The sequence below is a fragment of the Pseudobutyrivibrio sp. ACV-2 genome (assembly GCF_900107545.1).
In the GTDB taxonomy this organism is placed as follows: Bacteria; Bacillota; Clostridia; order Lachnospirales; family Lachnospiraceae; genus Pseudobutyrivibrio.
The window spans coordinates 190,277-214,757 of sequence record NZ_FNQZ01000001.1 but is presented as its reverse complement, the minus strand read 5'-3'; the positions used below and the strand labels follow the sequence as shown (position 1 = coordinate 214,757).

22 protein-coding genes are annotated in these 24,481 nt (G+C 35.3%); all 22 read right to left on the bottom strand.

Translation table 11 applies throughout. The annotated features are described in order from the left end of the window. Positions 1–6: 6 nt before the first annotated feature. Entirely contained in the window at positions 7–1,293 is a 1,287-nt protein-coding gene (obgE, locus tag BLV53_RS01010; RefSeq protein ID WP_090295863.1) for a GTPase ObgE, read from the bottom strand. Positions 1,294–1,543: 250 nt separating this feature from the next. Continuing rightward, positions 1,544–1,828, bottom strand: a complete 285-nt coding sequence (rpmA, locus tag BLV53_RS01005; protein WP_015549701.1) for a 50S ribosomal protein L27 — start codon at positions 1,826–1,828, stop codon at positions 1,544–1,546. Positions 1,829–1,831: 3 nt separating this feature from the next. Next, the gene (locus tag BLV53_RS01000) at positions 1,832–2,158 is read right to left on the bottom strand and encodes a ribosomal-processing cysteine protease Prp (RefSeq protein ID WP_090295860.1); all 327 of its coding nucleotides are present in this window, start codon (positions 2,156–2,158) and stop codon (positions 1,832–1,834) included. A 2-nt stretch (positions 2,159–2,160) separates the two neighbouring features. Continuing rightward, positions 2,161–2,469: a 50S ribosomal protein L21 gene (gene rplU / locus BLV53_RS00995; protein ID WP_028243719.1), complete on the bottom strand. Its 309-nt coding sequence runs from the start codon at positions 2,467–2,469 to the stop codon at positions 2,161–2,163. Positions 2,470–2,619: 150 nt separating this feature from the next. Continuing rightward, a complete protein-coding gene (locus BLV53_RS00990; RefSeq protein WP_090295856.1) occupies positions 2,620–2,991 on the bottom strand; it encodes a hypothetical protein in 372 nt (123 codons plus the stop codon). Between the two features lie 20 nt (positions 2,992–3,011). Continuing rightward, positions 3,012–3,881 carry a ribonuclease E/G gene (locus BLV53_RS00985; protein WP_090295853.1) on the bottom strand — a complete coding sequence of 290 codons (870 nt, stop codon included), beginning with the start codon at positions 3,879–3,881 and terminating at the stop codon, positions 3,012–3,014. After that, a complete protein-coding gene (locus BLV53_RS00980; RefSeq protein ID WP_090295851.1) occupies positions 3,871–4,587 on the bottom strand; it encodes a TIGR03936 family radical SAM-associated protein in 717 nt (238 codons plus the stop codon). The genes BLV53_RS00985 and BLV53_RS00980 overlap by 11 nt, the downstream gene beginning before the upstream one ends. Then, positions 4,577–6,445 carry a TIGR03960 family B12-binding radical SAM protein gene (locus BLV53_RS00975; RefSeq protein WP_090295848.1) on the bottom strand — a complete coding sequence of 623 codons (1,869 nt, stop codon included), beginning with the start codon at positions 6,443–6,445 and terminating at the stop codon, positions 4,577–4,579. The genes BLV53_RS00980 and BLV53_RS00975 overlap by 11 nt, the downstream gene beginning before the upstream one ends. A gap of 7 nt (positions 6,446–6,452) precedes the next feature. Further along, the gene (gene hisIE / locus BLV53_RS00970) at positions 6,453–7,733 is read right to left on the bottom strand and encodes a bifunctional phosphoribosyl-AMP cyclohydrolase/phosphoribosyl-ATP diphosphatase HisIE (RefSeq protein WP_090295845.1); all 1,281 of its coding nucleotides are present in this window, start codon (positions 7,731–7,733) and stop codon (positions 6,453–6,455) included. 17 nt (positions 7,734–7,750) lie between these two features. Continuing rightward, positions 7,751–8,347: an imidazoleglycerol-phosphate dehydratase HisB gene (gene hisB / locus BLV53_RS00965; protein WP_090295842.1), complete on the bottom strand. Its 597-nt coding sequence runs from the start codon at positions 8,345–8,347 to the stop codon at positions 7,751–7,753. Between the two features lie 157 nt (positions 8,348–8,504). Next, positions 8,505–9,797 (bottom strand): histidinol dehydrogenase, encoded by a 1,293-nt coding sequence (gene hisD, locus BLV53_RS00960; RefSeq protein ID WP_090295839.1) that lies wholly within the window; start codon positions 9,795–9,797, stop codon positions 8,505–8,507. Next, on the bottom strand, positions 9,784–10,443 hold the full coding sequence (gene hisG / locus BLV53_RS00955; protein ID WP_090295837.1) for an ATP phosphoribosyltransferase: 660 nt from the start codon (positions 10,441–10,443) through the stop codon (positions 9,784–9,786). The genes hisD and hisG overlap by 14 nt, the downstream gene beginning before the upstream one ends. Further along, a complete protein-coding gene (gene hisZ, locus BLV53_RS00950) occupies positions 10,440–11,429 on the bottom strand; it encodes an ATP phosphoribosyltransferase regulatory subunit (protein WP_090295835.1) in 990 nt (329 codons plus the stop codon). Before hisZ ends, hisG begins: the two co-directional genes overlap by 4 nt. A gap of 100 nt (positions 11,430–11,529) precedes the next feature. Next, complete coding sequence (locus BLV53_RS00945) at positions 11,530–13,068, bottom strand: methyl-accepting chemotaxis protein (RefSeq protein WP_090295832.1); 1,539 nt, start codon at positions 13,066–13,068, stop codon at positions 11,530–11,532. 238 nt (positions 13,069–13,306) lie between these two features. Further along, entirely contained in the window at positions 13,307–14,650 is a 1,344-nt protein-coding gene (locus tag BLV53_RS00940; protein WP_090295828.1) for a 1-acyl-sn-glycerol-3-phosphate acyltransferase, read from the bottom strand. A 15-nt stretch (positions 14,651–14,665) separates the two neighbouring features. Then, positions 14,666–16,483 carry a class I adenylate-forming enzyme family protein gene (locus BLV53_RS00935; protein ID WP_090295825.1) on the bottom strand — a complete coding sequence of 606 codons (1,818 nt, stop codon included), beginning with the start codon at positions 16,481–16,483 and terminating at the stop codon, positions 14,666–14,668. Positions 16,484–16,658: 175 nt separating this feature from the next. Next, positions 16,659–19,607, bottom strand: a complete 2,949-nt coding sequence (locus BLV53_RS00930) for a coiled-coil domain-containing protein (RefSeq protein ID WP_090295823.1) — start codon at positions 19,605–19,607, stop codon at positions 16,659–16,661. A 214-nt stretch (positions 19,608–19,821) separates the two neighbouring features. Beyond that, positions 19,822–20,352 carry a Holliday junction resolvase RecU gene (locus BLV53_RS00925; protein ID WP_090295820.1) on the bottom strand — a complete coding sequence of 177 codons (531 nt, stop codon included), beginning with the start codon at positions 20,350–20,352 and terminating at the stop codon, positions 19,822–19,824. Further along, positions 20,339–21,274 carry an RluA family pseudouridine synthase gene (locus BLV53_RS00920; protein ID WP_090295817.1) on the bottom strand — a complete coding sequence of 312 codons (936 nt, stop codon included), beginning with the start codon at positions 21,272–21,274 and terminating at the stop codon, positions 20,339–20,341. Before BLV53_RS00920 ends, BLV53_RS00925 begins: the two co-directional genes overlap by 14 nt. After that, a complete protein-coding gene (locus tag BLV53_RS00915) occupies positions 21,243–23,222 on the bottom strand; it encodes a YgiQ family radical SAM protein (RefSeq protein WP_090295815.1) in 1,980 nt (659 codons plus the stop codon). The genes BLV53_RS00920 and BLV53_RS00915 overlap by 32 nt, the downstream gene beginning before the upstream one ends. A 58-nt stretch (positions 23,223–23,280) precedes the next feature. Continuing rightward, the gene (locus tag BLV53_RS00910) at positions 23,281–23,988 is read right to left on the bottom strand and encodes a hypothetical protein (protein ID WP_090295813.1); all 708 of its coding nucleotides are present in this window, start codon (positions 23,986–23,988) and stop codon (positions 23,281–23,283) included. Between the two features lie 4 nt (positions 23,989–23,992). Next, positions 23,993–24,481, bottom strand: coding sequence for a pantetheine-phosphate adenylyltransferase (coaD, locus tag BLV53_RS00905; RefSeq protein WP_090295810.1), 489 nt, complete (start codon positions 24,479–24,481; stop codon positions 23,993–23,995).

The following is a 24,481-nucleotide window of genomic DNA, read 5'->3' as shown; positions in this document are numbered from 1 at the left end:
TGTCTCCTATTTATAATAATCGAATACCAGGCCATACATTCTAACAGTATCGCCTTCTTTAATTCCTTTTTCCTCTAATTCTTTAAGAATTCCTTGTTCTTTGAGGAAATTCTGGAAGAATAAAAATCCCTTTTCTGATTCGAGATTTGTGTAACCAAGCATCTTTTCGATACGTGGTCCTTCAACAACGAAATCACCTTCGTCATTTATTTCAACTGTATATGGTTCTTCGCTAAATGCTCTGATAGTAGGATCAAATTCCTGTTCATATACTATAGGAGCATCATCACAGGTCTCAAGTAGTCTTACGACCTCGTATAACAGCTCTTTAAGGCCCTTTCCTGAAACAGCTGAAATAGGATAAACCTTAATTCCTTTTGGCTCAAATTCAGCTTTAAGGGCTTCTATAACATCATTTGACTCTTCACCAATTACATCCATTTTGTTGGCTGCAATTACCTGAGGCTTCTTGAGAAGGTTAGAATCATAAGCTTCAAGCTCTGCAGAAATGGTCTTAATATCCTCAACAGGATCACGACCCTCAACAGATGCACCATCAACCATATGAATGATTACTTTCGTACGCTCGATATGACGTAAAAATTCATGTCCTAGACCGATGCCTTCAGAAGCTCCTTCAATAAGACCAGGAATATCTGCGATAACAAATCCATTAATATCATCAACATCTACAACACCTAAGTTTGGAGAAAGGGTTGTAAAATGGTAATTTCCAATTTTGGGCTGAGCATTAGTAACTCTAGAAAGGAATGTGGATTTGCCTACGTTAGGGTAACCAACAAGACCAACGTCTGCAATAACCTTGAGCTCCAGCACGACTTCAAGCTCAATTGCATCTATACCTGGCTTAGCGTATTTAGGGGCCTGCATTGTAGATGTTGCAAAATGCTGATTACCAAGTCCGCCTTTACCGCCAGGAAGTACGATTTGACGCTTATTGTCTCCTGACATATCGGCAATAATCTTGCCGCTCTCAGCATCCTTTATAACCGTTCCCTCTGGTACCTTAAGGATAAGATCCTCGCCATTTTTACCATGGCAATTATCTTTACCACCCTCCTGGCCAGACTCTGCAGCAAACTTTCTACGGTGTCTGTAATCTACAAGTGTATTAAGACCTGGATCCACTTCGAAGATTACATCTCCACCTTTACCGCCGTCACCACCGTTTGGGCCGCCATTTGGAACGTACTTTTCACGTCTGAAGCTAACGTGGCCATCGCCACCTTTGCCTGATTTTATGATAATCTTTGCTCTATCAGCAAATGACATAGTTTTCTCCTTTAATTTAACTAACTATAATAAAGCTTATAATTGATTTAATAATTTAGTCCGCTGGTTACGTCTACAAAGAATATATATCTACGCTCAACTTGGAATGTTGCGCTTAAGATATATATTCTTTGTAGACTACCAGCTCATTTAAGTTTGGTAGTTTTAGAAATAATTAATATATAAACATTTCGAATTAAAACGAAATTGACCCGATATACGAATGAATACGCATAGTCGGGTCAAATAATTACTGTTCTACTGGATAGACAGAAGCCTGCTTCTTGTCTCTACCTTTTCTTTCGAAACGAAGTACTCCATCAACTAAAGCAAAAAGTGTATCGTCTCCACCGAGACCTACATTGTTGCCTGGAAGAATCTTTGTACCACGCTGTCTGTAAAGAATATTGCCAGCCTTTACGAACTGACCGTCTGCTCTCTTTGCGCCTAATCTCTTAGACTCTGAATCTCTACCGTTCTTTGTAGAGCCTACACCCTTTTTATGAGCGAAGAACTGAAGGTTCATCTGTAACATGTCTTACACCTCCTTGTAAAGCAATGATAAATACTCATCGCCGTATTGTTTTTGAATTTCATCCAAACCTAATAACATAGAATCTAATAGTAACTTTGATTTATCTGAGATATTCTCCGAAAATGTCATGGATAAATATCCTCCATTTTCAGCAGCTTCACATGAAAAATCATCATCAGTAAAGCGTTCAATACTATTAAAAGTGTTAATCACCAAAACTGATACTGCAGCACATACAATATCCTGACCTGCGTCAGCATATCCTGCATGACCGTCTAAAGCTACTCCGATGTATCTATCATCATGTCTGGTAATAACTACGCTAATCATAATTAGCCGTTAATCTTTTCGATCTTAACCTGTGTGAAAGCCTGTCTGTGGCCGTTCTTCTTGTGGTAACCTGTTTTTCTCTTGTACTTGTAAACGATTACCTTCTTACCTCTGCCTTCCTTAACAACAGAAGCTTCTACTGATGCGCCTTCTACTGTAGGTGCGCCAACTTTAAGCTCCTTGTCGCTAACAGCAAGAACCTGATCAAAAGTAACCTTCTCACCAGCTTCAACGCCAAGCTTCTCAATGGTAATGATATCGCCTTCAGAGACTTTGTACTGCTTACCACCTGTTGCAATAATTGCGTACATGGGTTGTTCCTCCTTTTATCATTACTCGCCAGTTTCGGTGGTGTCTCGTGATGAAACACACTTACTAAACCACACTGTGCGGCATACTCATGTATAGTAACACAGGAAATCAACTTCGTCAATCTAAATTGAACACAAAATTAAGAAAATTTAATCTATCTGATGAATGTCTCCCAAGTGCTTTTTTAGATATGCATCCAGTGAACTGAGATTTTTGTCAGAAGAATGACGAATTTTGTTAGCCTCATCATCTAAGCAATGACGACAGGTTTTACGCAAGTCCTCTTCCTCATTCGTTTTAAACCATTCCGTAAAATGAGCTTCAAATTCTTCATCAGCTTTGTTGAATTTGAATTTGCTAAGCTGAAGGGTCATTTGTGATGTGGCACGTATCTTTACAGCATTTTTAGCATCCGGTGTAAAGTTAATTTCTGGATACTTATTGTTGTAGCTTACAATTTCTTCATCTGCTATTTCGATAGCTTTGTTTTGAACTATTTGAATAATCTCGTTCATATCCATAAGCAATACCCCCCATAAAATTAAAATGGTGAAAACATGCGACTTCTAGTAATCTCCAGCAAGCCTAAATTTGAAAAGCCATGAATGTATATTTTTGAAACATCATTTTTACTGAGTATTTTAAGTTTTTCAATTAGAGCATCCTGGTTGCTCTTTGAAACTTTAAGTAAATCTATGATTATTATACCAGAAATAGAACGTAGTCTAAGCTGGTGGACTAATTCTTCAATAGCTTCAGTATTTGTTTTCATAGGATTTGATTTACCATAGCTTTTTGAGGAATTAACATCAATGACCGTTAAAGCTTCTGTAGGTTCAATTATTATGTTACCACCACTTTTAAGATGAACGACTTTAGAGGTAGCTCTATTTATTATTGATGTAAAACCATATAACTCCCATAGGGATATTGTAGTATCAGTATATTCCTCTATTTGATATTTTTCGTGAAAATGTAGAGGAATATCCGATATTATCTGTGGAGTGCCATCAATTATAGAAAGATAATAATCCAGAGAATCCTTTTTTTCTATATTACCATCAATAAAGTTGCAGGAATATGGTTTCGTACTCTTTCTGTCTTGCGTGATTTCTACCCAGAATTTATCCTCCTGGCATACAAGCTTTTTTTCTGAGTGTCTGACAGTAAATGATTCAGGTTTTAGCTTTTTATTTTCAATAAATCCTTTATCTCCGGTAGATAATTTAAGGATGCAGGCATCAATATCATTTAAGACCTTTTCTACTGTAGCCTCACAGACTGTACCAACCTTTGTAATATCAAGATTAATCAAATCAACCGGTTTATCACAATCATCAAAAGAAACAAGGAGCCGAAGCTCCTTATCCTGATATATTCCATTTGTAATGACTATTTTTTTAATGCTCATCCCCTATATCTCCAAGAGAAATGAAGTGGTCAGGCTCCCCTGTGAACATATCTAAACGCTTAATATCCAGTGATAATTCATCAAACTCTGGAAGACCAATGAATTCATGGAAAGCCTTAACTACAAGCTCTGGCTTTATATTATCAGTGCTACCTGAAGATAAAAGAAAATCATATTTAGGGACACCATTTTTAATAATTAAATTAAAACGATAGATAAGTGGCTTTAGGTCAAGCTCACGCTCTCCCTTTTTTGTCTTTTTGATAATGTTAATACAAGAAGCCTCATCAAAGAATTTTTCCTTTAAATCGTTGATATTGTCAATGTAGCAGGCATCATCCTTTGAATCTTTGTAGGTCACGATATAGCTTGCAGCTGTAACTGCAGACATACATTTTTCAGCATCATCTGGTAAATATTTAAAGCCAGTAATTTCAAGGCCTTCTACCATATTTTCATTTAATGTCTTAAGAGCTTCTGAAGCATCCACCTTTTCCTTTAAATCGATATCCATGTATTCGCCTTCGGAAGTAAGTCCTACGCCAAGTGGTGAGGCAAAGGACATAATTTGATGAGGATTAAAGCCTTCAGAATATCTGATAGGAAGATTGGCTCTCTTTACGGCCTTCTGGAAAAATCTCATAAGGTCCAGATGACCTACATATCTCATGATGCCAGTTTTGGCAAATTTAACTCTAGCGCGCATTATGACATACCCCCGATCCGATTTTCATAGCGCCACATCCGCTACAGCCCATCTTGCAGTTAGGCGTAACCTTGGCGTTCATTGCATTGTTCCATTCCCTCTTAAGGAATTCTTTTGAAACATGACAATCAATGAAATCCCATGGGAATATTTCATCTAAATCACGTTGACGGTATGCATAAAAATCTATTGAAATGTTGTTCTTTTCAAATGCAGCAAGCCATTTGTCGAAATCGAAATATTCGCCCCAGGCATCAAAGAAGCAGCCGCTATTGTATGCATCTAAAATGGCAGGACAAAGACGTCTATCGCCTCTGGCAAATACACCCTCAAGTACAGTAACATCAGAATGATGCCAATTGTATTTAAGAGACTTTTGATTGAGCTGAGCCTTCATTTCGTCATTTACAACCTTGGCACGACGGAGATATTCTCCTGCTTCGTACATAGGTGCCCACTGGAATGGTGTAAATGGCTTTGGAACAAAGAAGGATGTAGAAATGGTTATCTGGCATCTTCCCTGACGTTGCTCCTTTGGAACTGTGTCATAATATGCTGCTGCCACATCGTTTGCAAGACGTGGAATCGCCTTCATATCCTCATCTGTTTCTGTTGGAAGACCAAGCATGAAGTAGAATTTAACCTTGTTCCAGCCACCTTTAAATGCTAGTGTGGCACCGCCGATAATATCTTCAACAGTAAGTCCCTTATTGATTACATTACGCATTCTTTGAGAGCCTGCTTCAGGGGCAAATGTAATGCTGGATTTTCTGACATCCTGAACCTTTGACATAACATCAAGTGAAAAGGCATCAATACGTAAAGACGGTAATGAAACATTAACACCTTCAGAAAGACAGTCATCAATAAGGAAATCCATAAGCTCCCCAAGAGCGTGATAATCTGATGAAGATAAAGAGCTAAGTGAAATCTCCTCGTGTCCTGTAGATGCTAAAAGCTCTTTAGCCTGCTCTTTTAGAATATCAACTGATTTTTCACGATTTGGTCTGTAAATCATTCCAGCCTGACAGAATCGACAGCCTCTAATACATCCACGCTGGATTTCAAGAACTACTCTATCCTGTATAGCACGGACAAATGGGATCAGCATTTTTGTTGGATAGCTGGATGCGTCCATGTCCTTTACAACCTGACGCTCTATCTTTTCTGGAATATCATCATAGATAGGCTTAAAGCTTTCTACTGTGCCATCGCTTTCTTTATATGTGACCTGATAAAATGCTGGTACATAAATACCAGGAATCTTTGCAGCATCATGAAGGAAAGCATTTCTATCGAAACCTTTAGCCTTATGCTCTTTATATAAATCAAGAAGAAGTGGGTAGCTGGTCTCACCTTCTCCGATATATGCAATATCTATAAAATCTGCAATTGGCTCTGGATTAGCAGTACAAGGACCACCAACAACGATAATAGGATCGTTGTTTTCTCTATCTTTTGACAGTAGAGCCACCCCTGCCAAATCTAATATTTGCAGAATGTTTGTATAACACATTTCGTATTGAAGTGTCATACCGATAAAATCAAAGTCCTTTATGGCATCCTGTGATTCCAACGCAAAAAGAGGTATATTGCGCTCCTTCATCAGATTATGCAAATCTGGCCAAGGCGAATATACCCTTTCACAGTATGTGTCTTCACGTTTGTTTAGCATATCGTAAAGGATAGCTATACCAAGGTGAGACATACCTACTTCATAGACATCAGGAAAGCACATAGCAAATCTGATGTCTACGTCAGCAGGATTCTTTTTTACACTATTAAATTCATTGCCGATATAACGTGCAGGCTTGTCAATTTGCATCAAAATATCGTCTGGTAAAGCAAGTTTTTTCATATAATAATTATCTTTGAGCGAGCTCAGATGTAATATCTTCCCAAGTAACACCCTTTTCTACCATGAGAACCATCATGTGATACAGGAAATCTGAAATCTCATATTTGGTCTCCTCTGAATCAGGGTTCTTAGCGGCGATAACTATTTCTGTAGCCTCTTCACCCACTTTTTTAAGGATTTTATCAAGGCCCTTGTCAAATAAATAATTTGTGTAGGAGCCTTCCTTTGGATGTTCCTTTCGATCTGCAATAATAGCATAAACATCCTCAAAAACCTTTAGTGGATTACGCTCAATGTACTCCTTTTTGACTATTTCGTTGAAGAAGCAGCTAGGTGCGCCAGTATGACATGCAACTCCAACTTGAGAAACTTTCGCCAAAATAGTATCAAAATCGCAGTCAGCAGTCAATGACTTAACATACTGGATATGTCCACTTGTCTCTCCTTTTACCCAAAGAGACTGACGTGAACGAGAAAAATATGTCATTTTCCCTGTTCGAATTGTTGTATTGAAGGATTCCTCATTCATGTAGGCAAGCATTAATACTTCACCTGTTTGGAAATCCTGAACTACTGCTGGGATGAGTCCATGAGAATTTGGTTTTAAATCTGCCCATGAAAGTTTTGGTTCAAAATTATCCATTTTGATACCAAGGTCAGAAAGTTCACTCTTCATTTGCATTATATCAAAGCCTGTGTCATTCAGGAAATTACCTGATATTCCACGAATACTTTCTGATTTTAAAATCTTTGCAATGTAATCGAAATTATATTCATCTACCTGAACGATATAAGGAATATCTGTGATATTCTCAAGTCCCTCAAGTAATGTAGTATTCATTATAAGAAGCTCGTGAATATTGTCCTTAAGGAAATCCTTTGTCTTGAAAAGGAAATCCACTGTAGCAAGACTTACAAGCATCTTCTGTGATCCAAAACGTGCGCTTGCTTCTTTTATTAAGTCGTTTGTTTCAGGCTTTGACCCATTTAAGATTACCTCAACACAGCCTGCATAAAGGAATTTTTTAACATCCTCAAGACGCTTAATATTTCCACCACCTGCTGTCTTTACCTGAACATTACGATTGATTTCTCTAATAGCTAAAATGTTTTTTTCATGTTCTTCATCATCTGTAGATAAATCATAGCAGATGATTTTGTCAATGCCACTGTCATCGTAAACAGAGGCTAATTCTAGTACGTCCTGCTTGTCATCTAGTTCGGTAGGACTTTTGACTGCCATGCCATCCTTTAAATAAATGGTGGCAACTATATTCTTGTGCTCCATAATTTTAGCTCCTTTGATTAGATTGATCCCTTTGTACTCATGGTCTGATTTTTAAGTCGGGAGTCAATAGTTGTGGCTTCGTCTAAAGCCTTTGCGAAAGCCTTAAACATGGCTTCGCACATGTGATGTGAATTACCAGGAGTGAGGACTTTGATATGTAAATTCATACCTGCTGAATATGAAATTGCATAGAAAAATTCCTTCACCATTTCAGTATCCATGTATCCAATTTTTTCTGTTGGAAACTGAGCCTCATAAGAAAAATAAGGACGATTACATAAGTCAACCGCTACAAGTACAAGGCATTCATCCATAGGAAGTATGCAGCTTCCATATCGCTTCATTCCAAGCTTGCTTCCACAAGCTTTTTTTATTGCATTTCCAAGAACAATGCCAGTGTCTTCTATGGTGTGATGGCAATCCACCTGTAAATCACCTTTTATAGATGCTGATAGATTAAAGAGTCCATGGCGCGCAAAAGCATCCAGCATATGATCAAAAAAGCCTATGCCGGAGCTGACCTGACACTCTCCATTTCCATCTATAGAAAAATCTATTGTTATATCTGTTTCCTTTGTTTTTCTAGCAACCTTTGATCTGCGTTCTTCAGACATAATTAGCATCCTTTTCTTATGAATTCACCATTGATAATTATACAAAAATAAGTGCATATTTTAAAGCAAATAGCCCTGTACAAAATACACAGTATTCGCTCACTTTTTTTATTAAAGGAACCCTCTTGACGAGGTGAATTTCTAAGTCAAAAAATTATTAGATATCCTCAAAGCGAACCTTTATAGAATTTGCATGGGCTGTCAATTGTTCGTTATTTGCAAATTTTACAACATCAGGATATACAGCCTCAAGAGCTTCCTTTGAGTAGGAAATTATGCTTGATTTTTTAATAAAATCGTCTACTGAAAGTGGTGAGAAAAATCTGGCTGTTCCATTAGTTGGAAGCACATGGTTTGGTCCTGCAAAATAGTCTCCAAGTGGTTCTGAAGAATACTGTCCAAGGAAAATAGCGCCTGCGTTTTTAATGTAGGTCATATCCTCAAATGGATTTGCAGTCACTATTTCCAAGTGCTCTGAAGCTATTGCATTTACACATTTGATGGCATCTTTTTTGTCATCAGCTATAAGCAAATATCCAAAATTATCAAGAGATTTTTGAATGATATCTTTTCTGGATAAGATATTTACAAATCTTTCAACTTCACTTTCAACCTTGTCTGCAAGCTCTGCTGATGTAGTAACAAGAATTGCTGATGCAAGCTCATCGTGCTCTGCCTGTGATAATAAATCAGCTGCAACATAGGTAGGATTTGCTGTTTCATCTGCAAAAACCAATATTTCTGAAGGGCCTGCAATAGAATCGATTGAAACATAACCAAAAACCGCCTTTTTAGCCAGTGCCACAAATATGTTTCCAGGTCCTACGATTTTATCAACCTTTGCAATACTTTCTGTTCCAAAAGCAAGAGCTGCGATTGCCTGTGCGCCACCACATTTGTAGATTACATCAACACCTGCTTCGTTAGCCGCCACAAGTGTGCTAGGATTTACTTTTCCTTCTTTATTACATGGTGTAGTCATATAAATAGATCCAACACCGGCCACCTTTGCAGGCATTACATTCATAAGTACTGAAGAAGGATATACAGCCTTGCCACCAGGAACGTATACACCTACTTTAGCAAGAGGTGTCACCTTCTGTCCCAAAATAATGCCTTCCTCTGATGTAAACCAGCTGTTTTGCTTTTGCTTTGCGTGATAGCTTTCAATGTTTACAAGAGCTTTTCTTATGACCTCAATAAGTTCTGCTGGAACTAAAGAATAAGCTTCTTCTATCTCCTCTTTTGTAACTACAATATTTGATGCATTAATATCAGCTCCATCAAATTGCTTCGTATATGCGAATACTGCCTCATCACCTTTTTCTCTTACCGTATTTACGATATCTGTAACAGTGGCTTCATATTCAGTATATTGATTTGGACTTCTTTTAAGAAGTGTCTCTAAAATATTGTTGATTGTGTCCTTTGTAAGCTTAAGCTTTTTCATTTTCTAATGCTCCCTTTAGCTGTTCAATAAGCTTTGTAATTCTTTCATTTTCCATTTTCATAGAAACCTGATTTACTACCATTCTTGCAGATAAAGGACAAACCTCCTCTAGTACGACAAGACCATTTTCCCTAAGTGTAGAACCAGTTTCTACGATATCTACGATGACCTCAGATAGGCCAACGATAGGTGCAAGCTCAATTGAACCATTAAGTTTTATGATTTCAACTGTTTGATTTTTTTTGTTATAAAAATAGTTTTTAGCTATTCTTGGATATTTGCTGGCAACGCGAATAAGCTCATGATGTTTTAATAAATCTGCAGCCTCAGCTGGTCCACATACGCACATGCGACATTTTCCAAAGCCAAGGTCTAAAACCTCATAAATATTCCTATTTTCTTCAAGAATAGTATCCTCACCTACTACTCCTATATCAGCTGCGCCATATTCTACATATGTAGGCACATCTGGGCCTTTTGCAAGGAAAAATTTAAGTTTTAACTCCTCGTTTGTAAAAATGAGCTTCCTGGTATCAGGATCCTTCATTTCCTCACATGTGATACCAATACTCTCAAAAAGCTCTAATGTTTTTTTTGCTAGTCGCCCTTTTCCCAGGGCAAAGGTTAAATATCTATCTTCACTCATGATTGTCTCCTAAGCGCTAACATCAACTGGTCAACAGTAATTGCAAAGCCAATGGCAGGTGAATCCTTGCCAAAGTGGCTTAAAAGTGAATCGTATCTTCCGCCCTTTACAAGAGGCTCACCAACACCATAAGAATATCCTGTAAAAATGATACCTGTGTAGTATTTGTATTCGGAAATCATTCCAAGCTCGAAGGAAATGTATTCCATGACTCCGTTTTTATTAAGTAATTCATAAAGCTTTGTGAGATATTCTAGGGCATCATAAACCTTTTTATATTTTTTAGCCTTTTCAAGGTATGGAGCCCACTCATTTGGCGAGTTCATGATTTTGCCAGTGATATCAAATAAATCGATTAATCCCTTGCTTACATTATTTTGCTCTAATAGCTCTTTGGCTCCAAAGAAATTCTTGTTTGAAATAAGATTGATAAGCTTTTCTTCTTGATCTTCAGAGAGATTTGCAGCCTCAATCAGACCTCTCACAACATCGATATGTCCTACGCCGATTTCAAATTCCTTTAGGCCAAGTACCTTTAAAGAATTTACAACAATGGTAAGAATCTCTGCATCCGCATTTGCCGAGCTGTCTCCGATAAATTCACAACCAGCCTGAGTACTTTCTTTAAGACGCCCCTGAAGGCTATGATAGTTTATAAAAACATTCCCCTCGTATGACAGCTTTACAGCATCATCTGTATCCGAAAAATACATGGCTGCTGCTCTAGCAACAGATGGAGTAATATCTGGTCTTAACACAAGAGTATTTCCATCTCTGTCAAAAAATTTGAACATTTCATTTGATTTACAAGACCCAACCTCTTTTGAAAAAGTATCAAAATATTCAAAAGTAGGTGTTGAAATTGGCGAATAACCAGAGTCTTTAAAACACTTTCTAAGTTTGTAAAGTGCATCTAAACGCTGCTCGTATTCACTGTTATAAATGTCTCTTACTCCTTCTGGAGTGTGTAATGTAAGATTTTTCATTTTCCGTACCTCGCACTTTAGTGTGATAAAGAACTAAAGTCATTATACTTTAATGAAGCCTCGAAGTCAACAAGGGCTTCGAGGCTTATTTAAATTACTACTAGCTATTTAATAGTCTACTTATTTCATCTACCATTTCATTGATAGTTTTGGCCTGAACAGCAACTTCTTCAGTATTTTTCGCGTTGCTTTCTGCCATTGCTCTAATAGATACGAACTGTTCATTTTCATCTCTAATACTTTCAGCAATATTTTGATTGATATCTACAGTCTGTTTGATAATCTCTGATTGACGTTTAATAGCTTTATTCATTTCAGAAACAGCATCTACAGATTCATTCAGCATAACACTCATATTTTTCACATCATCAAATACTTTCTTGAATTGCTCATTTTGCTCTTCAAGTTTAGATGCATTATTTTCAACCTGACTTGTTATTTCCTTTACGTTATTTTGAACTCGGTCAATTACAGCACCAACATCATTTAGAGAACTTGATGTACTTTCGGCAAGCTTGCCGACTTCTGTAGCAACTACTGCAAAGCCTTTTCCTGCTTCACCTGCGCGGGCTGCCTCAATAGAAGCATTCAATGCAAGCAAGCTGATTGAAGAAGAAATGCCTTGAATTAATTCAAGTGTTGTACCAATTTCTTCTACAGCCTTTGAAAGTCGATCTGCTACTTCAGTAGTTGCAGCCATGGAATCTGATACTTCTGCGTTAATGCCTTGCAAATCATTTAAAGATTTCTCATTCTCATTTGATTTAACAAGAAGATTATCTGAAGTAGATTCAACCTTTTCTACGTTTTCTACAACAATACTTTCAACATCACTAAGCTCTGAAAGGTTTGTCATACTTTCATCTGCTTTTGAGCCAAGTAAATTACTGCTTTCAACAAGATCGTCACTTGTAGCAGACAACTCTTCTGCTGATGCACTTTCATCAGATGCAATATCAAGAAGCGTAGAACCTGCCGTAACCATCTTTTCTGATATAGATTTAACAGCCTCCATAACGCCTACAACTTTTCGGTTGTTTTCTTCAAGTTCATCCTTTTTCGCATTTACAAGAAAATATGAAACAAAGAAAACAAATAATGTTATACCTGCAAGAGAGATAAGTAAACCAACCAAACACATTATAATATCAGTTACATATAATTCATCTTTTGCTGGCAATAAGGCGCTGCCACGAACTACCCATCCGCTGATTAGAGATATAAGGCAAATTATACCAGTAGCCAGCAGCTGCTTAATGTCTAAGAAGAACCCGATTAATGTGAGGAAGAATGCTAAAAATCCCCAGAAATTTCTTGTTGGACACATATAAACGATGTATGTCCACTGAATGATTAAAACGGCTGAGCAGAATATCTTTCCTAATTGCAATTTACCAGGTAATAAATAACCTTCTTCATCAAATGATGTTTTTAAAATCAGCAAACCTGAAATTAAAAAACAAACGTCCATAAGTGCAAAGCAAATAACAGCTAACCAAGGCATAGTCTGATAAAAGCCTAACAGTTTTTCTGTAATAAACATACATGTAGCAAACATGCATGCACCACATAGAGCAATAATTCCCCATCTAAAAACTGCTGACAAATATACTTCAAAAGCTGATTTTTTACCACCCATTACTTATACCCCTCCTTCATAAGTGATAAATTTATTCTATCAACTGTTTATGACTAAAGTGTTAAATTACGCTTAAATATAGAGGGGGTACAATATAATTTGGTAGAAACTGACTTTTTTGCATAAATATTAGGTAAATAATGAAAAAAGCGGGCTTTGAGATATTTTCAAAACCTGCTTTTTTATTGAAATTATTATGTTTGTGAATCTATTTGCTAATGTTTGTTAGAAGTTTTCTTTATAAGGCTTTTTGTTTTTCGCAATATTCTATGTTTTGTTGTTTCAAATCACCTATTATAGATTTTAATCTGGCAGTTTCTTCAATTACATCAGCATCTGGACTAATATAAATTGGTTTTCCAAACCTTACACATAAATCACCTTTTTTTCTTGAATAATTATCATTTACAGAAATTGGCAATAAAGGACATCCAACATCACGAGCAATAGCTACAGCTCCAGGATGGAAATCTAATAAGAATGCATGTTCTCTATTAGTTCTCCCTTCTGGGAAAATACCAGCATTTCTTTGATGTGATAATATTTTTTTGATTTCTAATGAAGAATTTTTTCTATCAACTTCATCTTCTCTGTTAACGGATACAACACCTGTTTTTAAATATAAACCGCCACGTTTTAATTTTAACATTTTTGTTGCAGTTAAAAAATGAATAGGATAATCACAACCTAATGCAGAGATTATAGGAAATTGATCATAATAATTATTATGATTGGAAACCAATAAATATCCTTTTTCTTTAGGTATATTTTCTTTTCCAAAAACTTTAGGATGAAAACATAATTTAAAGATTGGAATACCTATTTTGGCAATTTTCATAAAGAATTTTTCTTCATTATCATATTTTTTAGTATCAAATGGTAAATTATAAATATATGTCTTTAAGTCGTTATAATAATTTATTTTTTCGTCTCTACTCATTTGAGATATAGTAGAATTTGGTTTTATTGAAAAATATTCTTTGTTATTTAATTTATGAATTTCATCATAAACATCATTCCAATTATATACACGACGAAGATTATCTCCTATAACTTCTTTGTTATAGTCACTATGAAAACAAAATACTGTTTTGCAGACTTTAGATGTTTCAATAATGTTTTCAACTTGGTCGTCAATCATAACATCAATATTATACTTTTGGCACGCCTCAACTTTATCAATTTCGCTACCTTTTTCTCTACAAAATTCAATTGCTTCATAATTTATATGGTTCTTCTTTAACCAATCTAATAACATCTTTCTAAAAAGCTTTCCCATAAATCCACTTTCGGTTACGTGAGCTCTACTAGTTATAATATAAATTTTATTACCTTCTTCATTTAATCTATTAATAACTGCTGATGCATCTTTTCTCATGGGTTCAGAAATACAATATTTCCAAATATATTTAGCCCAAAATTTGTTATAATCTTTTTTGGATACTCCAAACATATCTCTTAAATCTGGTTTAGATTTATCAATTTTGTCTTCTGAAATATTCTTAAAATATTTCATACCATATTTTAATTGGAATTCTTCATAATAGGTTAATACACCATCTACATCTATACCGATATTCATATTTATTCCCCCTGGTTAAATCGCAGCTTTTGGTTTAATAGTAGAACGAGTTTTTTCTTCATCAGTTAAAGCCTTTAAATTAATTTTACCTAATAAAGTTTCTGGTAATCTATCCCTAAATTCATATTCATAGGGAATCGAATATTTATTAAGATTTCTTCTGCAAAGTTGATCTATTTCCTCTTTTATTCCTTCATTCATAATACATCCAGGTTTTAAAACAACAAATGCCTTAGGAACTTCTTGTTTATAAGGATGATTAATGCCTATAACTGCAGAAGTTTGAACACTTGGGTGCATATTAATTATTTTTTCTATTTCACTAGGATAAACATTAACACCACTAGATATTATCATATTGGATTTTCTTTGAACGAAATATAAAATGCCGTTTGTAATATAACCTATATCTCCAGTGTGAAGCCATCCATCTATAATAGTATTCTTTGTTTCATCTTCATGTTTATAATATCCTTGCATTACACAAGGACTTTTAACACATATTTCTCCAATTTGACCATTTTCTAAATGCATACCTGTACGTTGATTAACAATTTTTAATTTACTATGGGTCATTGGAATACCACATCCTTCACTACAAGAATCATATGAAAATGTAACTCCAGCAACCGCTTCAGTCAAACCATAACCATTAACTAAAGTGGCATTAGAACCATGTTTTTTGAAAAAATTATTAACAGAATCAACATAACCTTCTTCAGAAGCATCTCCTCCCGAAACTATATTTTTTACATAAGACAAATCAAAATCTTTTAATTTACCATTACTTATATTATTATTTACGACTTTCATAAACCCTTTAAATAATGTTGGTACACCAACCATATGATTTGGGTGTAATTCGTTAAATAATTTATCCATAGACTTAATATCTGGTTTGGGAATTAAAATAGTACCTACACCATGCGATAAAGGCAAATGAATCGAAGAGCATAAGCCAAAACCATGAAAAACAGGCATTATAGATAAAAACTTATCGCCAGCATTATAACTTTTTATTGCAGTCATTAGTTGTTCAACCATTGAATTGAAATTATCATTAGATAATTTAACTGCTTTAGATACACCTGTGGTGCCACCTGTTCTTAAAAGAATCGAAAAATCATTTTTATCATTACAAACTGTTGCAACATTAGTATCATTTCCATCAGCCATAAATGACTTCCAAGAAATTGCTTTTTTGCCAAGGTGAACTTTCTTTTCACCTTTTTTAATATTAAGTAATTTATACCCTATTTTAGTTTTTATGTCCATTGAATCTTCTGGAGAAGTAACTATTATCTTTTTAGCACAACATTGATTTTCAACATTTTTTAGTTTTTCATAAGATGAATCAATAACTAAAACAATATCAGACTCTTCTTCATTTATATAGTCTCTCATTTCATTTTGACTAGATAAAGGATGAAGCATAGAAGCAACAGCACCAATTTTATTTAGTGCGTATATCATATATAATGCTTCGGGTGTATTAGGCATTATAACAGTTACAATATCACCTATTTTAATTCCATTATTTAATAGCGCATTAGCGCAATGATTTATTTTATTAAAAAATTCTTTAAAAGTAATCCTTGTGCCAAAATAATAAATGGCAATTAATTGTTCATTTCCTATATTATTATCATAAACATATTGATACATAGTCTTAGATGGCATATTCAACATTAATTCAGACTTAGTATAGTATTTTAAATACTCTTCAGCTTCCTCAGGATAATTAGGAATAGGACCTAGAATTTTACCATCTAATAAATCTTTATGATATATAGTTCTTAATAGTTCTTCATTTAATTTTGAATCATTAATCATTGTGTGTTCTCCTTATTATAATAAGTTTGTTAAAGTTCTTGTTAACTCACATGCTCTAAATTATCAAAGTTACATAGAATTTCATTGTTTAGCAAGCAGATAAGTTACTATACAAGTGGTACAAAAAAAACTTGTGAGCTTTATTCTTAAGTAGCTCACAAGTTTTCATAATATTCTAATCTTCAGAATTAATCTTTTTATTGAGGAATACAGTACCTCCTACAAATACAGCTACTATAATTAAAATCCAACCCCACCATGAATTAGCAGAGAATAAAAGCTTCTGGAAGACATCAATTGATGATTTATTTTTTGTTTCATCTACATGTTCAATAGTTTTTGTAGTAAAAGCATCTTGATTTCCTGCGAGTGGAGTTGCTTCATCTTCAATTGTTAAGGTGTCAATCGTTGAAGATTCTTCTTCAGGATTTTCTTGTGTTGCTACACCAGTGCTTATTGTTGCAACTGTATTAGTTGTTATTGGTACCTCAAGTATTTCTATGTTAACGATATCATCTTTGAGTGCTACAGCAATGTCATTTTTTGCAATTTTAGTTGAAGATATTGTATTTGAAATCGAATCTAAAGATTCTATATTTGAAGCATTTAACCTCGCTTTATTAGATTCTGCTTCTTTCATTGCTATTTTAACACTATCTTGTATCAAATCTCTAGCATTCTTTGTTGCTTCATAATGTTTATTCACTGTATCTAGGTTCGCCTGCATTTCCTCAAGACCAGTCTTTGCAAATTCATTTTCTGTCTTAAGATTAAAAAGTGCATGAGCAACATCTAAAATCTTTACGTATGCCTTCTTTACCGATTCAAGCTTTTTAGTGGCCTCAGACATTGCTGCTGTTAGTTTTTCAACGGCTGTCTGTTTTGAATTTTTTACGTTTATAGCATCTGCAACTGCTTCATCGGCTAATTTTTTATCTGCAGTAGTTTTTTCAAGAACTGATGTTGCATTTGAAAGGTCTGTTTCAGCAGCGGTCTTATTTGCTTGAGCTGTTGTTAAAGTAGATAAAGCTAATTCCTTATCATTGTTAGCCTGAACAAGGTTTACATCAGCTTCCTGCATTGAAGCATCAGCGGCATTTTTGATACCAGTAAGCTCTTTAATGCTATTAATTAATGCATTTACCTTATTCTGAGCATTAGCAATAACAGCTTCTGCATTGCTCTGGTCTGATGTCAAGCCATCAACCTTTGATTGGACACTAGCTGCTGTAGCCTTTGCTGTTTTATAGCTGTCAGCAGCTTTCTCGGCAGCGATTTTGGCCTCGGCAGATTTTGTCTTGTAATCATTAAGTGCATTTTTCTTTTCTGTCAAATCCTGATCTTTGTTTTTCTTGTCAGATGCAGCCTTATGGTATGCATCTCTAGCATTTTTTGTAGCTTCCTGATAAGCAGTTTCACCATTTACAAAATCTCTCTCATTTAGAATGACCTTGGATTTTGGTGCATAGTAAACAAGGTTAAGGAATCCGCCATAGGTACCTTTTTCTGTTTCCTTTTCTATGATATTGATATGATCTGTAAAGTACTCATAGAAAGCGACAACATGTTCATCATGATAACCCTTTGTCTCAAAGTTATAGATACCAATACGATTTTTATTACCTTTATTATCTATATAATACGCAATAATAGAGTTGTCTTCCCAGTGAAGGTTATCCATATGCTCTTCAAATACTATATTTGATGGATCAAGATTTTTATTATTTTCGTAGACATAGAATCTAATGAGATTTTTTGCTATTTCTGTATTGTTAGATAACTTTCTTGAGTTTTTTCTTTTATCATTAACTGTATTTATGATGGCTTCTAAGTTGTTAGCTGCAGCATATTCGCTTTGAGCCTTTGTTAATTCAGACTTTGCCTTTGCTAATTCCTTCTCAGCATTGCTTTTTTCTATTTCTGCTGCTTTAACTTGCTCTGTAAATGCTTTAAGTGCACTATCAGCTTGCTGGCTTTCTGTAAGTCTTAATGCTTCAGCATTTTGAGCATTTATTAATTCCTCATTTGCTGCATTTAATTTGCCATCTATTTCTGCTTTATTAGCCTTAGCATTAGATAATTCTGTATCAGCAGCAGTCTTATTGCTATTTGCATTTTCAAGATTTCTGTCAGCTACTTCCTGGGCTGCTTTTGCAGCCTTTACAGCCTTATCGGCGTCTGCTTCTTTTTGAATAGCGGCTTCATGAGCACTAATAGCATTGTTTAAAGCTGCTTGAGCCTTATTGTTTGCTTCTTCAAGTGCATTTTTATTTGCCTGAGCATTTTCTAAAGCTGCTTCAGCATTTGCAGCAGCTGTCTTTTTAGCATCTAAATCTTCATTTGCCCTTGATAGCTCTGTCTGTGCTGTTGCAAGAGACTGTGTAGCTAAATCACATGTATTCTGGGACTTATCTAAAGCCTTTGTAGCAGCTTCAATGGCAACCTTTAAGTCTCCTGAAAAATTTGTTTTTTCGCCGGCAGAAAGGCCGTACTGGGCATAAATATCGTTTAACTCTTCTTCTGCCTTTGAAAGAGCAGCCTGTGCTTTATCATATGCTTTAGAAGCTGCTTCAACCTTTGTTTCAGCCTGCTCTTTTACAGCTTCAGCTGTTGCAAGAGCCTCATCAGCTAACTGAGCCTGCTGCTTAGCTACCTCTAATGAAGCATTCTGGCCTGCTTTAGCAGCATTATTTGCTTCTTCACTAGCACTCTGTGCTGCTACAACATCACCTGCTACTATATCCTGATTGTCAGTATTTACTGTATGGTTATATGATTCAACAGCCTTTGAAGCCGCTGAATTGTTTTCATCTAAATTTCTAATGGTTTTATCAATATTTGAAAGAGCTTCATTTGCATCAGCCAATGAATTTTTTTCATCATCTGATAAGTTATTTTCAATCTCTGCAATAGTATCTTTTGCATCTGTTATAGTCTTTGTTGCTGCTGAGTTTAATTCCTTTATCTTGGCAGTATTACCTGTCACTTCTAGGCCAGCTTCTGTTGTATTATTTATATCATCACTTTTGGTAAGCTCTTCTGCCATTACAGGTACGTTTAATGAACCTGCTAATGTGATTGTAGAAAGACCTACTGACATGGCTTTTACTAAATTCTTTTTCATAATTCTTCCTTTCTATTGCATAAGATGAAAAACATCCTGTGTATTAATTGTTAACATTTTGTGAACTTTCATCCCTACGGTCACTAAATATAACAGGTTACATATTGCGTCTCAACACTTTGGCAAGAAAGGTAATGATTTGGCATCATCTGTTATATAGAATTATTTTATTTAATTTTGTACACATAATATAACAAAAGAGGCCGGATCAATCTCAGCCTCTTTCACTTAAATCAATATTAATCATGTCTAAATATGGCACCAAAAGATTTGGTTTTGTAGCAAAAAAATATTTCTCATCCAACTCTTCAATTCTAAAGCTTTTTCTACCGCCGTTTTGCATTCTGTCCCAAAAGCTTTTTAGTTTTTCGTAGGTCAGATAATAATAAACATCTCTTTCACTGAAAAATATCAGTATAAATGCCAACCCATCCTGAGCTTCCCATTTACCCATGAAATTAATCTGGTGCTCATGTATATTCTGAAGGGGGAATGTATCCTTGTTGCATTCCTTGGCATCAAAACATACAGGAATCCCCTGAATAGCCCCCACATAGTCAACTGTAGATTTTTGATCAAAATATGCAAGCGTGATATGACCTTTTTTGTCCATATCTATAGGTGTAATAGGTGTTGGAATCTTTTGTATAAGAGCCAGACCATTGTCAGAATAAACGTCATTGGTTTTATTTATAAATTCTTCAAATGTAGAACCACGCAATCCTCGTGATTTAAATGTACTCATTAAACTCCTTTGGTAACTCACAGACAAACTTTCTTCCATCATTAAACTCAATTGAGTATGCATGAAGAAGCTGTCCTCTTACCCTTTGTTCTTTATTAATTTTATTATTTCCGTATTTGTTATCTCCAAGTATCGGATGTCCAATTGATGCCAAATGAGCCCTGATTTGGTGAGTACGCCCTGTAATTAAGTGAATTTCAAGTAGCGTAAATTTATCACCGATATTTTTAATTGGCTTATAAGCTGTTTTAATTGGTTTTGAATCGGATGATTCTTTTTTACTTATAGAAACCTTATTTGTAGTTTCATCCTTTGATAGAAAGCCCTCTATTTCCTGATAATCTGTTATTTTTCCCAAAACAACTGCCCTATAAAGCTTTTTGCAGCTACGTTCCTTTAAAGCCTCACCCAGATTTTGTGCTGCGTGAAGATTTTTGGCGAATAATACTATTCCTGAAGTATTTCTATCCAGTCGATTGCATACGCTAGGATGGAAATGTTTGAAGCTCTCTTCTGAAAGCTGCTCTGTGGCAATCATATATGAAATGGCCATTTCATTTATTGATATATCACTTGGTGAATCTTTTTGAGATTTGATACCAGCTGGTTTATTGATGATAATCATATTATCATCTTCAAAAACTATCTGAATATCATGAGGTAGTTCTTTAATGGTATAATACAGTTCATCTCGTTCAGATTCCCCAGCCATTTTCGCAAATGTTTCATCTGAAAACCAGATTTTAATTACATCTCCAGTGTTTAATTTCTCTGAGCCATCAGCCTTTTTCTCATTTAAAGTAATGTTCTTTTTACGTAGCATTTTGTAAATAAAGCTTGTACTTGCATTTGGAAGAACACGTTTTAAATATTTGTCAAAACGCTGATTACTATCGTTTCCTTCTATTCTTAGTTCTTTCATTTACCTTACTTTGTTTGCCAGAATTATTTCTAGCTGTTTTATTTTTATTGTTTGAAGAATTTAATTTTGTTTGTTTTGAATCTTGTGGTTTTGATGAATGAGTCTTTGCATTTTGTGGTTTAGAATCAGTTTTTCTATATTCTTTGCCTTTTATTTTTCTAGGAGGAATCAGACATTCATCTCCAAAGCCTATCAAATCGTCGCGTCCTGCCTTTACTAGAGCCTCTTTAACAAGATCATAATTCTCAGGACGTTTATATTGTATTAATGCACGTTGCATAGCCTTTTCGTGAGGATTCTTGCATACATACACAGGCTTCATATCTCTAGGATCGATTTCTGTATAATACATTGTAGTTGAAATAGTGCTTGGTGTAGGATAAAAATCCTGTACCTGCTCAGGTGAAAGATGATGATCACGCAAATATTCTGCTAAAGCGATTGCATCATCAAGAGTAGAACCCGGGTGTGAACTCATTAGATAAGGCACTAAATACTGTTTTAATCCTAGTTCCTTGTTAATCTTTGCATACTTATCGCAGAAGGCATTATAAACGGATATATCAGGCTTACCTAAATAGCTTAAAACATTATTAGAAATATGCTCAGGTGCCACCTTTAGCTGGCCGCTTATATGATATTTACAAAGGTCACGAAGGAATGCGTCACTTTTGTCGTACATTACATAATCAAAGCGTACGCCTGAGCGCACAAATACTTTCTTGACCTTTGGAAGTTTTCTAAGCTTTGTTAATAATTCTACATAATCTTTGTGGTCGACCTCCAAATTAGGACATTTGGTAGGAAAGAGACACTGACGATGTGTACATACTCCCTTAGTAAGCTGTTTTTGACAGGATGGATTTCTAAAATTGGCAGTAGGTCCACCAACATCATGAATATATCCTTTAAAATCAGACTCTTCAGTAATAAGTTTAGCTTCGTTAATAATTGATTCCTGACTACGAGACTGAATAATTCGACCCTGATGGAATGTGAGGGCACAGAAATTACAGCCGCCAAAACAGCCTCTATTACTAATCAGAGAAAACTTTACCTCTTTAATGGCTGGTATACCACCATCCTTTTCGTACATAGGATGATAGGTTCGCCTGTATTCTATGGCATAAACATCATCCATCTCTTGTCTTGATAAAGGTTTTTGCGGTGGATTCTGAATAACAAACATAGCACCATCATAAGTTTCAACTAATTTTTTAGCAGTAAATGCATCGGTGTTTACATATTGAGTATAAAAGCTTTTAGCATAGGTTGTTTTATCAGCTTTTATTTCTTCGTAAGATGGCAAAATTATTCCATCCTCAGTAAAGGACTTATCTCTGGTTTTATAAACAGTACCGTCAATATATGTGATATCCTTAACATCCATTCCTGATGCCAGACAGTCTGCAATTTCAACTACAGAGCGCTCTCCCATACCATAGGAAATGATATCAGCCCCTGAATCCAGCAATATAGAACGTCGAACTTTATTTGACCAATAATCATAGTGAGCAAGCCTTCGCAGGGAAGCTTCTATACCACCTATGATAATAGGCTTTGTTTTGTATGTATGTCTAATTAGATTGCAGTATACAATTGTGGCATAATCAGGCCTGAGGCCAGCTTTTCCACCTGGAGAATAATTGTCATAGTCCCTATGATGCTTGGAAACACTATAATGATTAACCATGGAATCCATGTTTCCCGCAGAAACAAAAAATCCAAGTCTAGGTTCCCCAAGAATATTTATAGAATTATCATCCTTCCAATCAGGTTGTGGAATGATTCCTACAGAATATCCATGTAATTCTAATATTCTACAAATAATGGCTGCCCCGAAGGAAGGGTGATCGACATAAGCATCACCACAAACATAGACAAAATCTAACTGTTCTATTCCTCTTTCCTTCATATCCTGCTTGGAAACTGGTAAAAATTGTTGCATATAAACCTCTTAATAAAAATGGCACCCAAAAGACTTGGATGCCTTAGACTTAAATTTATTATTCCTTGCTGAAAAACTGATCAGGAATGTCTAATGCTGGAACATCCTCATCTTCGTTTTTAGAGTTTGACTGCTCATTATGAGCTACAGGTTCTTCTTTTGATGAATACTCAGATGCACCTGAATCAAGAGCAGCTGGATCATTAACACCTTCATTCATAGAATCCGGAATAAGAGATGCTCTATTAGCATCTACAGTATCCAAATATGTCTGCATTGTAGTAAGGAATGCCTCATTGTGACTTCTAGTAGTCTCAATAGAATTAGCTAAAATAGTTTGGATATTTGCAAGAAGCTCATCCGTATATGCGATAGCACCCATTCTGATATTATTAGCATCTTCTGTTGCTCTGTCGATTTTTTCTTGAGCATTTTTTTGAGCTATAAGAATGACTTCATTTGCTTGAGCGTACGCCTGTTGCATAATCTGATGTTCTGAAACTAACTCATTATTATGATCCTCTGCCTCTTTGATTATTTCAGCAGCTCTATTCCTTGCATCCGCAAGTATCTGCTCACGGTTTGCAATCATTCTTTGGTATTTTTTAATTTCGTCAGGAGTTTTTGTTCTAAGCTCCTGTAATAAAGTTTCAATTTCGTCTCTATTTACAATGATTTTACTACTAGAAAAAGCTGATGGCTTACACTCATCAATATAGTTTTCAATCTCGTCAATAATATCTTCTATTTTGCTCGCATTTGCCATTTTTCTAATTCTCCTTATTTTTAAATTTCGCTTCTATAAGGGGTATTACTTGAGATGGAACGAATAGACTGATATCTCCCCCGTAAGACGCAAATTCCTTTGCAACTGTAGAACTTAAATAAGAATACTGTAAAGATGTAGTCATAAACAGTGTCTCTAACTCTGGGTACTGTACCTTATTAGATTGAGCCAATTGAATCTCATTTTCGAAATCAGTTACAGCTCTAAGACCTCTAATAATGACCTGTGCATCTTTTTCTTTAGCGAAATCGACAAGCAGACCTTCAAAGCTTTCTACTTTGACATTGTCTAAATTATCTGTCAATTCATTTATTATACTAACACGTTCATCAATCGAAAACAACGGTGTTTTTTGCTTATTATTTAGGACACCAACGATTAATTCATCACACAAACCGCTTGCCCTTTTTATTATATCTAAATGACCAAATGTAATAGGGTCAAAGCTTCCTGGATAGATAGCTCTTCTCAT

Bases quoted from the DNA above. Each gene is read 5' to 3' on its own strand.
- obgE (WP_090295863.1), bottom strand. From the start codon at position 1,293: ATGTCATTTGCTGATAGAGCAAAGATTATCATAAAATCAGGCAAAGGT.
- rpmA (WP_015549701.1), bottom strand. From the start codon at position 1,828: ATGTTACAGATGAACCTTCAGTTCTTCGCTCATAAAAAGGGTGTAGGC.
- BLV53_RS01000 (WP_090295860.1), bottom strand. From the start codon at position 2,158: ATGATTAGCGTAGTTATTACCAGACATGATGATAGATACATCGGAGTA.
- rplU (WP_028243719.1), bottom strand. From the start codon at position 2,469: ATGTACGCAATTATTGCAACAGGTGGTAAGCAGTACAAAGTCTCTGAA.
- BLV53_RS00990 (WP_090295856.1), bottom strand. From the start codon at position 2,991: ATGGATATGAACGAGATTATTCAAATAGTTCAAAACAAAGCTATCGAA.
- BLV53_RS00985 (WP_090295853.1), bottom strand. From the start codon at position 3,881: ATGAGCATTAAAAAAATAGTCATTACAAATGGAATATATCAGGATAAG.
- BLV53_RS00980 (WP_090295851.1), bottom strand. From the start codon at position 4,587: ATGCGCGCTAGAGTTAAATTTGCCAAAACTGGCATCATGAGATATGTA.
- BLV53_RS00975 (WP_090295848.1), bottom strand. From the start codon at position 6,445: ATGAAAAAACTTGCTTTACCAGACGATATTTTGATGCAAATTGACAAG.
- hisIE (WP_090295845.1), bottom strand. From the start codon at position 7,733: ATGGAGCACAAGAATATAGTTGCCACCATTTATTTAAAGGATGGCATG.
- hisB (WP_090295842.1), bottom strand. From the start codon at position 8,347: ATGTCTGAAGAACGCAGATCAAAGGTTGCTAGAAAAACAAAGGAAACA.
- hisD (WP_090295839.1), bottom strand. From the start codon at position 9,797: ATGAAAAAGCTTAAGCTTACAAAGGACACAATCAACAATATTTTAGAG.
- hisG (WP_090295837.1), bottom strand. From the start codon at position 10,443: ATGAGTGAAGATAGATATTTAACCTTTGCCCTGGGAAAAGGGCGACTA.
- hisZ (WP_090295835.1), bottom strand. From the start codon at position 11,429: ATGAAAAATCTTACATTACACACTCCAGAAGGAGTAAGAGACATTTAT.
- BLV53_RS00945 (WP_090295832.1), bottom strand. From the start codon at position 13,068: ATGGGTGGTAAAAAATCAGCTTTTGAAGTATATTTGTCAGCAGTTTTT.
- BLV53_RS00940 (WP_090295828.1), bottom strand. From the start codon at position 14,650: ATGAATATCGGTATAGATGTAGATGGTGTATTAACCTATTATGAAGAA.
- BLV53_RS00935 (WP_090295825.1), bottom strand. From the start codon at position 16,483: ATGATTAATGATTCAAAATTAAATGAAGAACTATTAAGAACTATATAT.
- BLV53_RS00930 (WP_090295823.1), bottom strand. From the start codon at position 19,607: ATGAAAAAGAATTTAGTAAAAGCCATGTCAGTAGGTCTTTCTACAATC.
- BLV53_RS00925 (WP_090295820.1), bottom strand. From the start codon at position 20,352: ATGAGTACATTTAAATCACGAGGATTGCGTGGTTCTACATTTGAAGAA.
- BLV53_RS00920 (WP_090295817.1), bottom strand. From the start codon at position 21,274: ATGAAAGAACTAAGAATAGAAGGAAACGATAGTAATCAGCGTTTTGAC.
- BLV53_RS00915 (WP_090295815.1), bottom strand. From the start codon at position 23,222: ATGCAACAATTTTTACCAGTTTCCAAGCAGGATATGAAGGAAAGAGGA.
- BLV53_RS00910 (WP_090295813.1), bottom strand. From the start codon at position 23,988: ATGGCAAATGCGAGCAAAATAGAAGATATTATTGACGAGATTGAAAAC.
- coaD (WP_090295810.1), bottom strand. From the start codon at position 24,481: ATGAGAAGAGCTATCTATCCAGGAAGCTTTGACCCTATTACATTTGGT.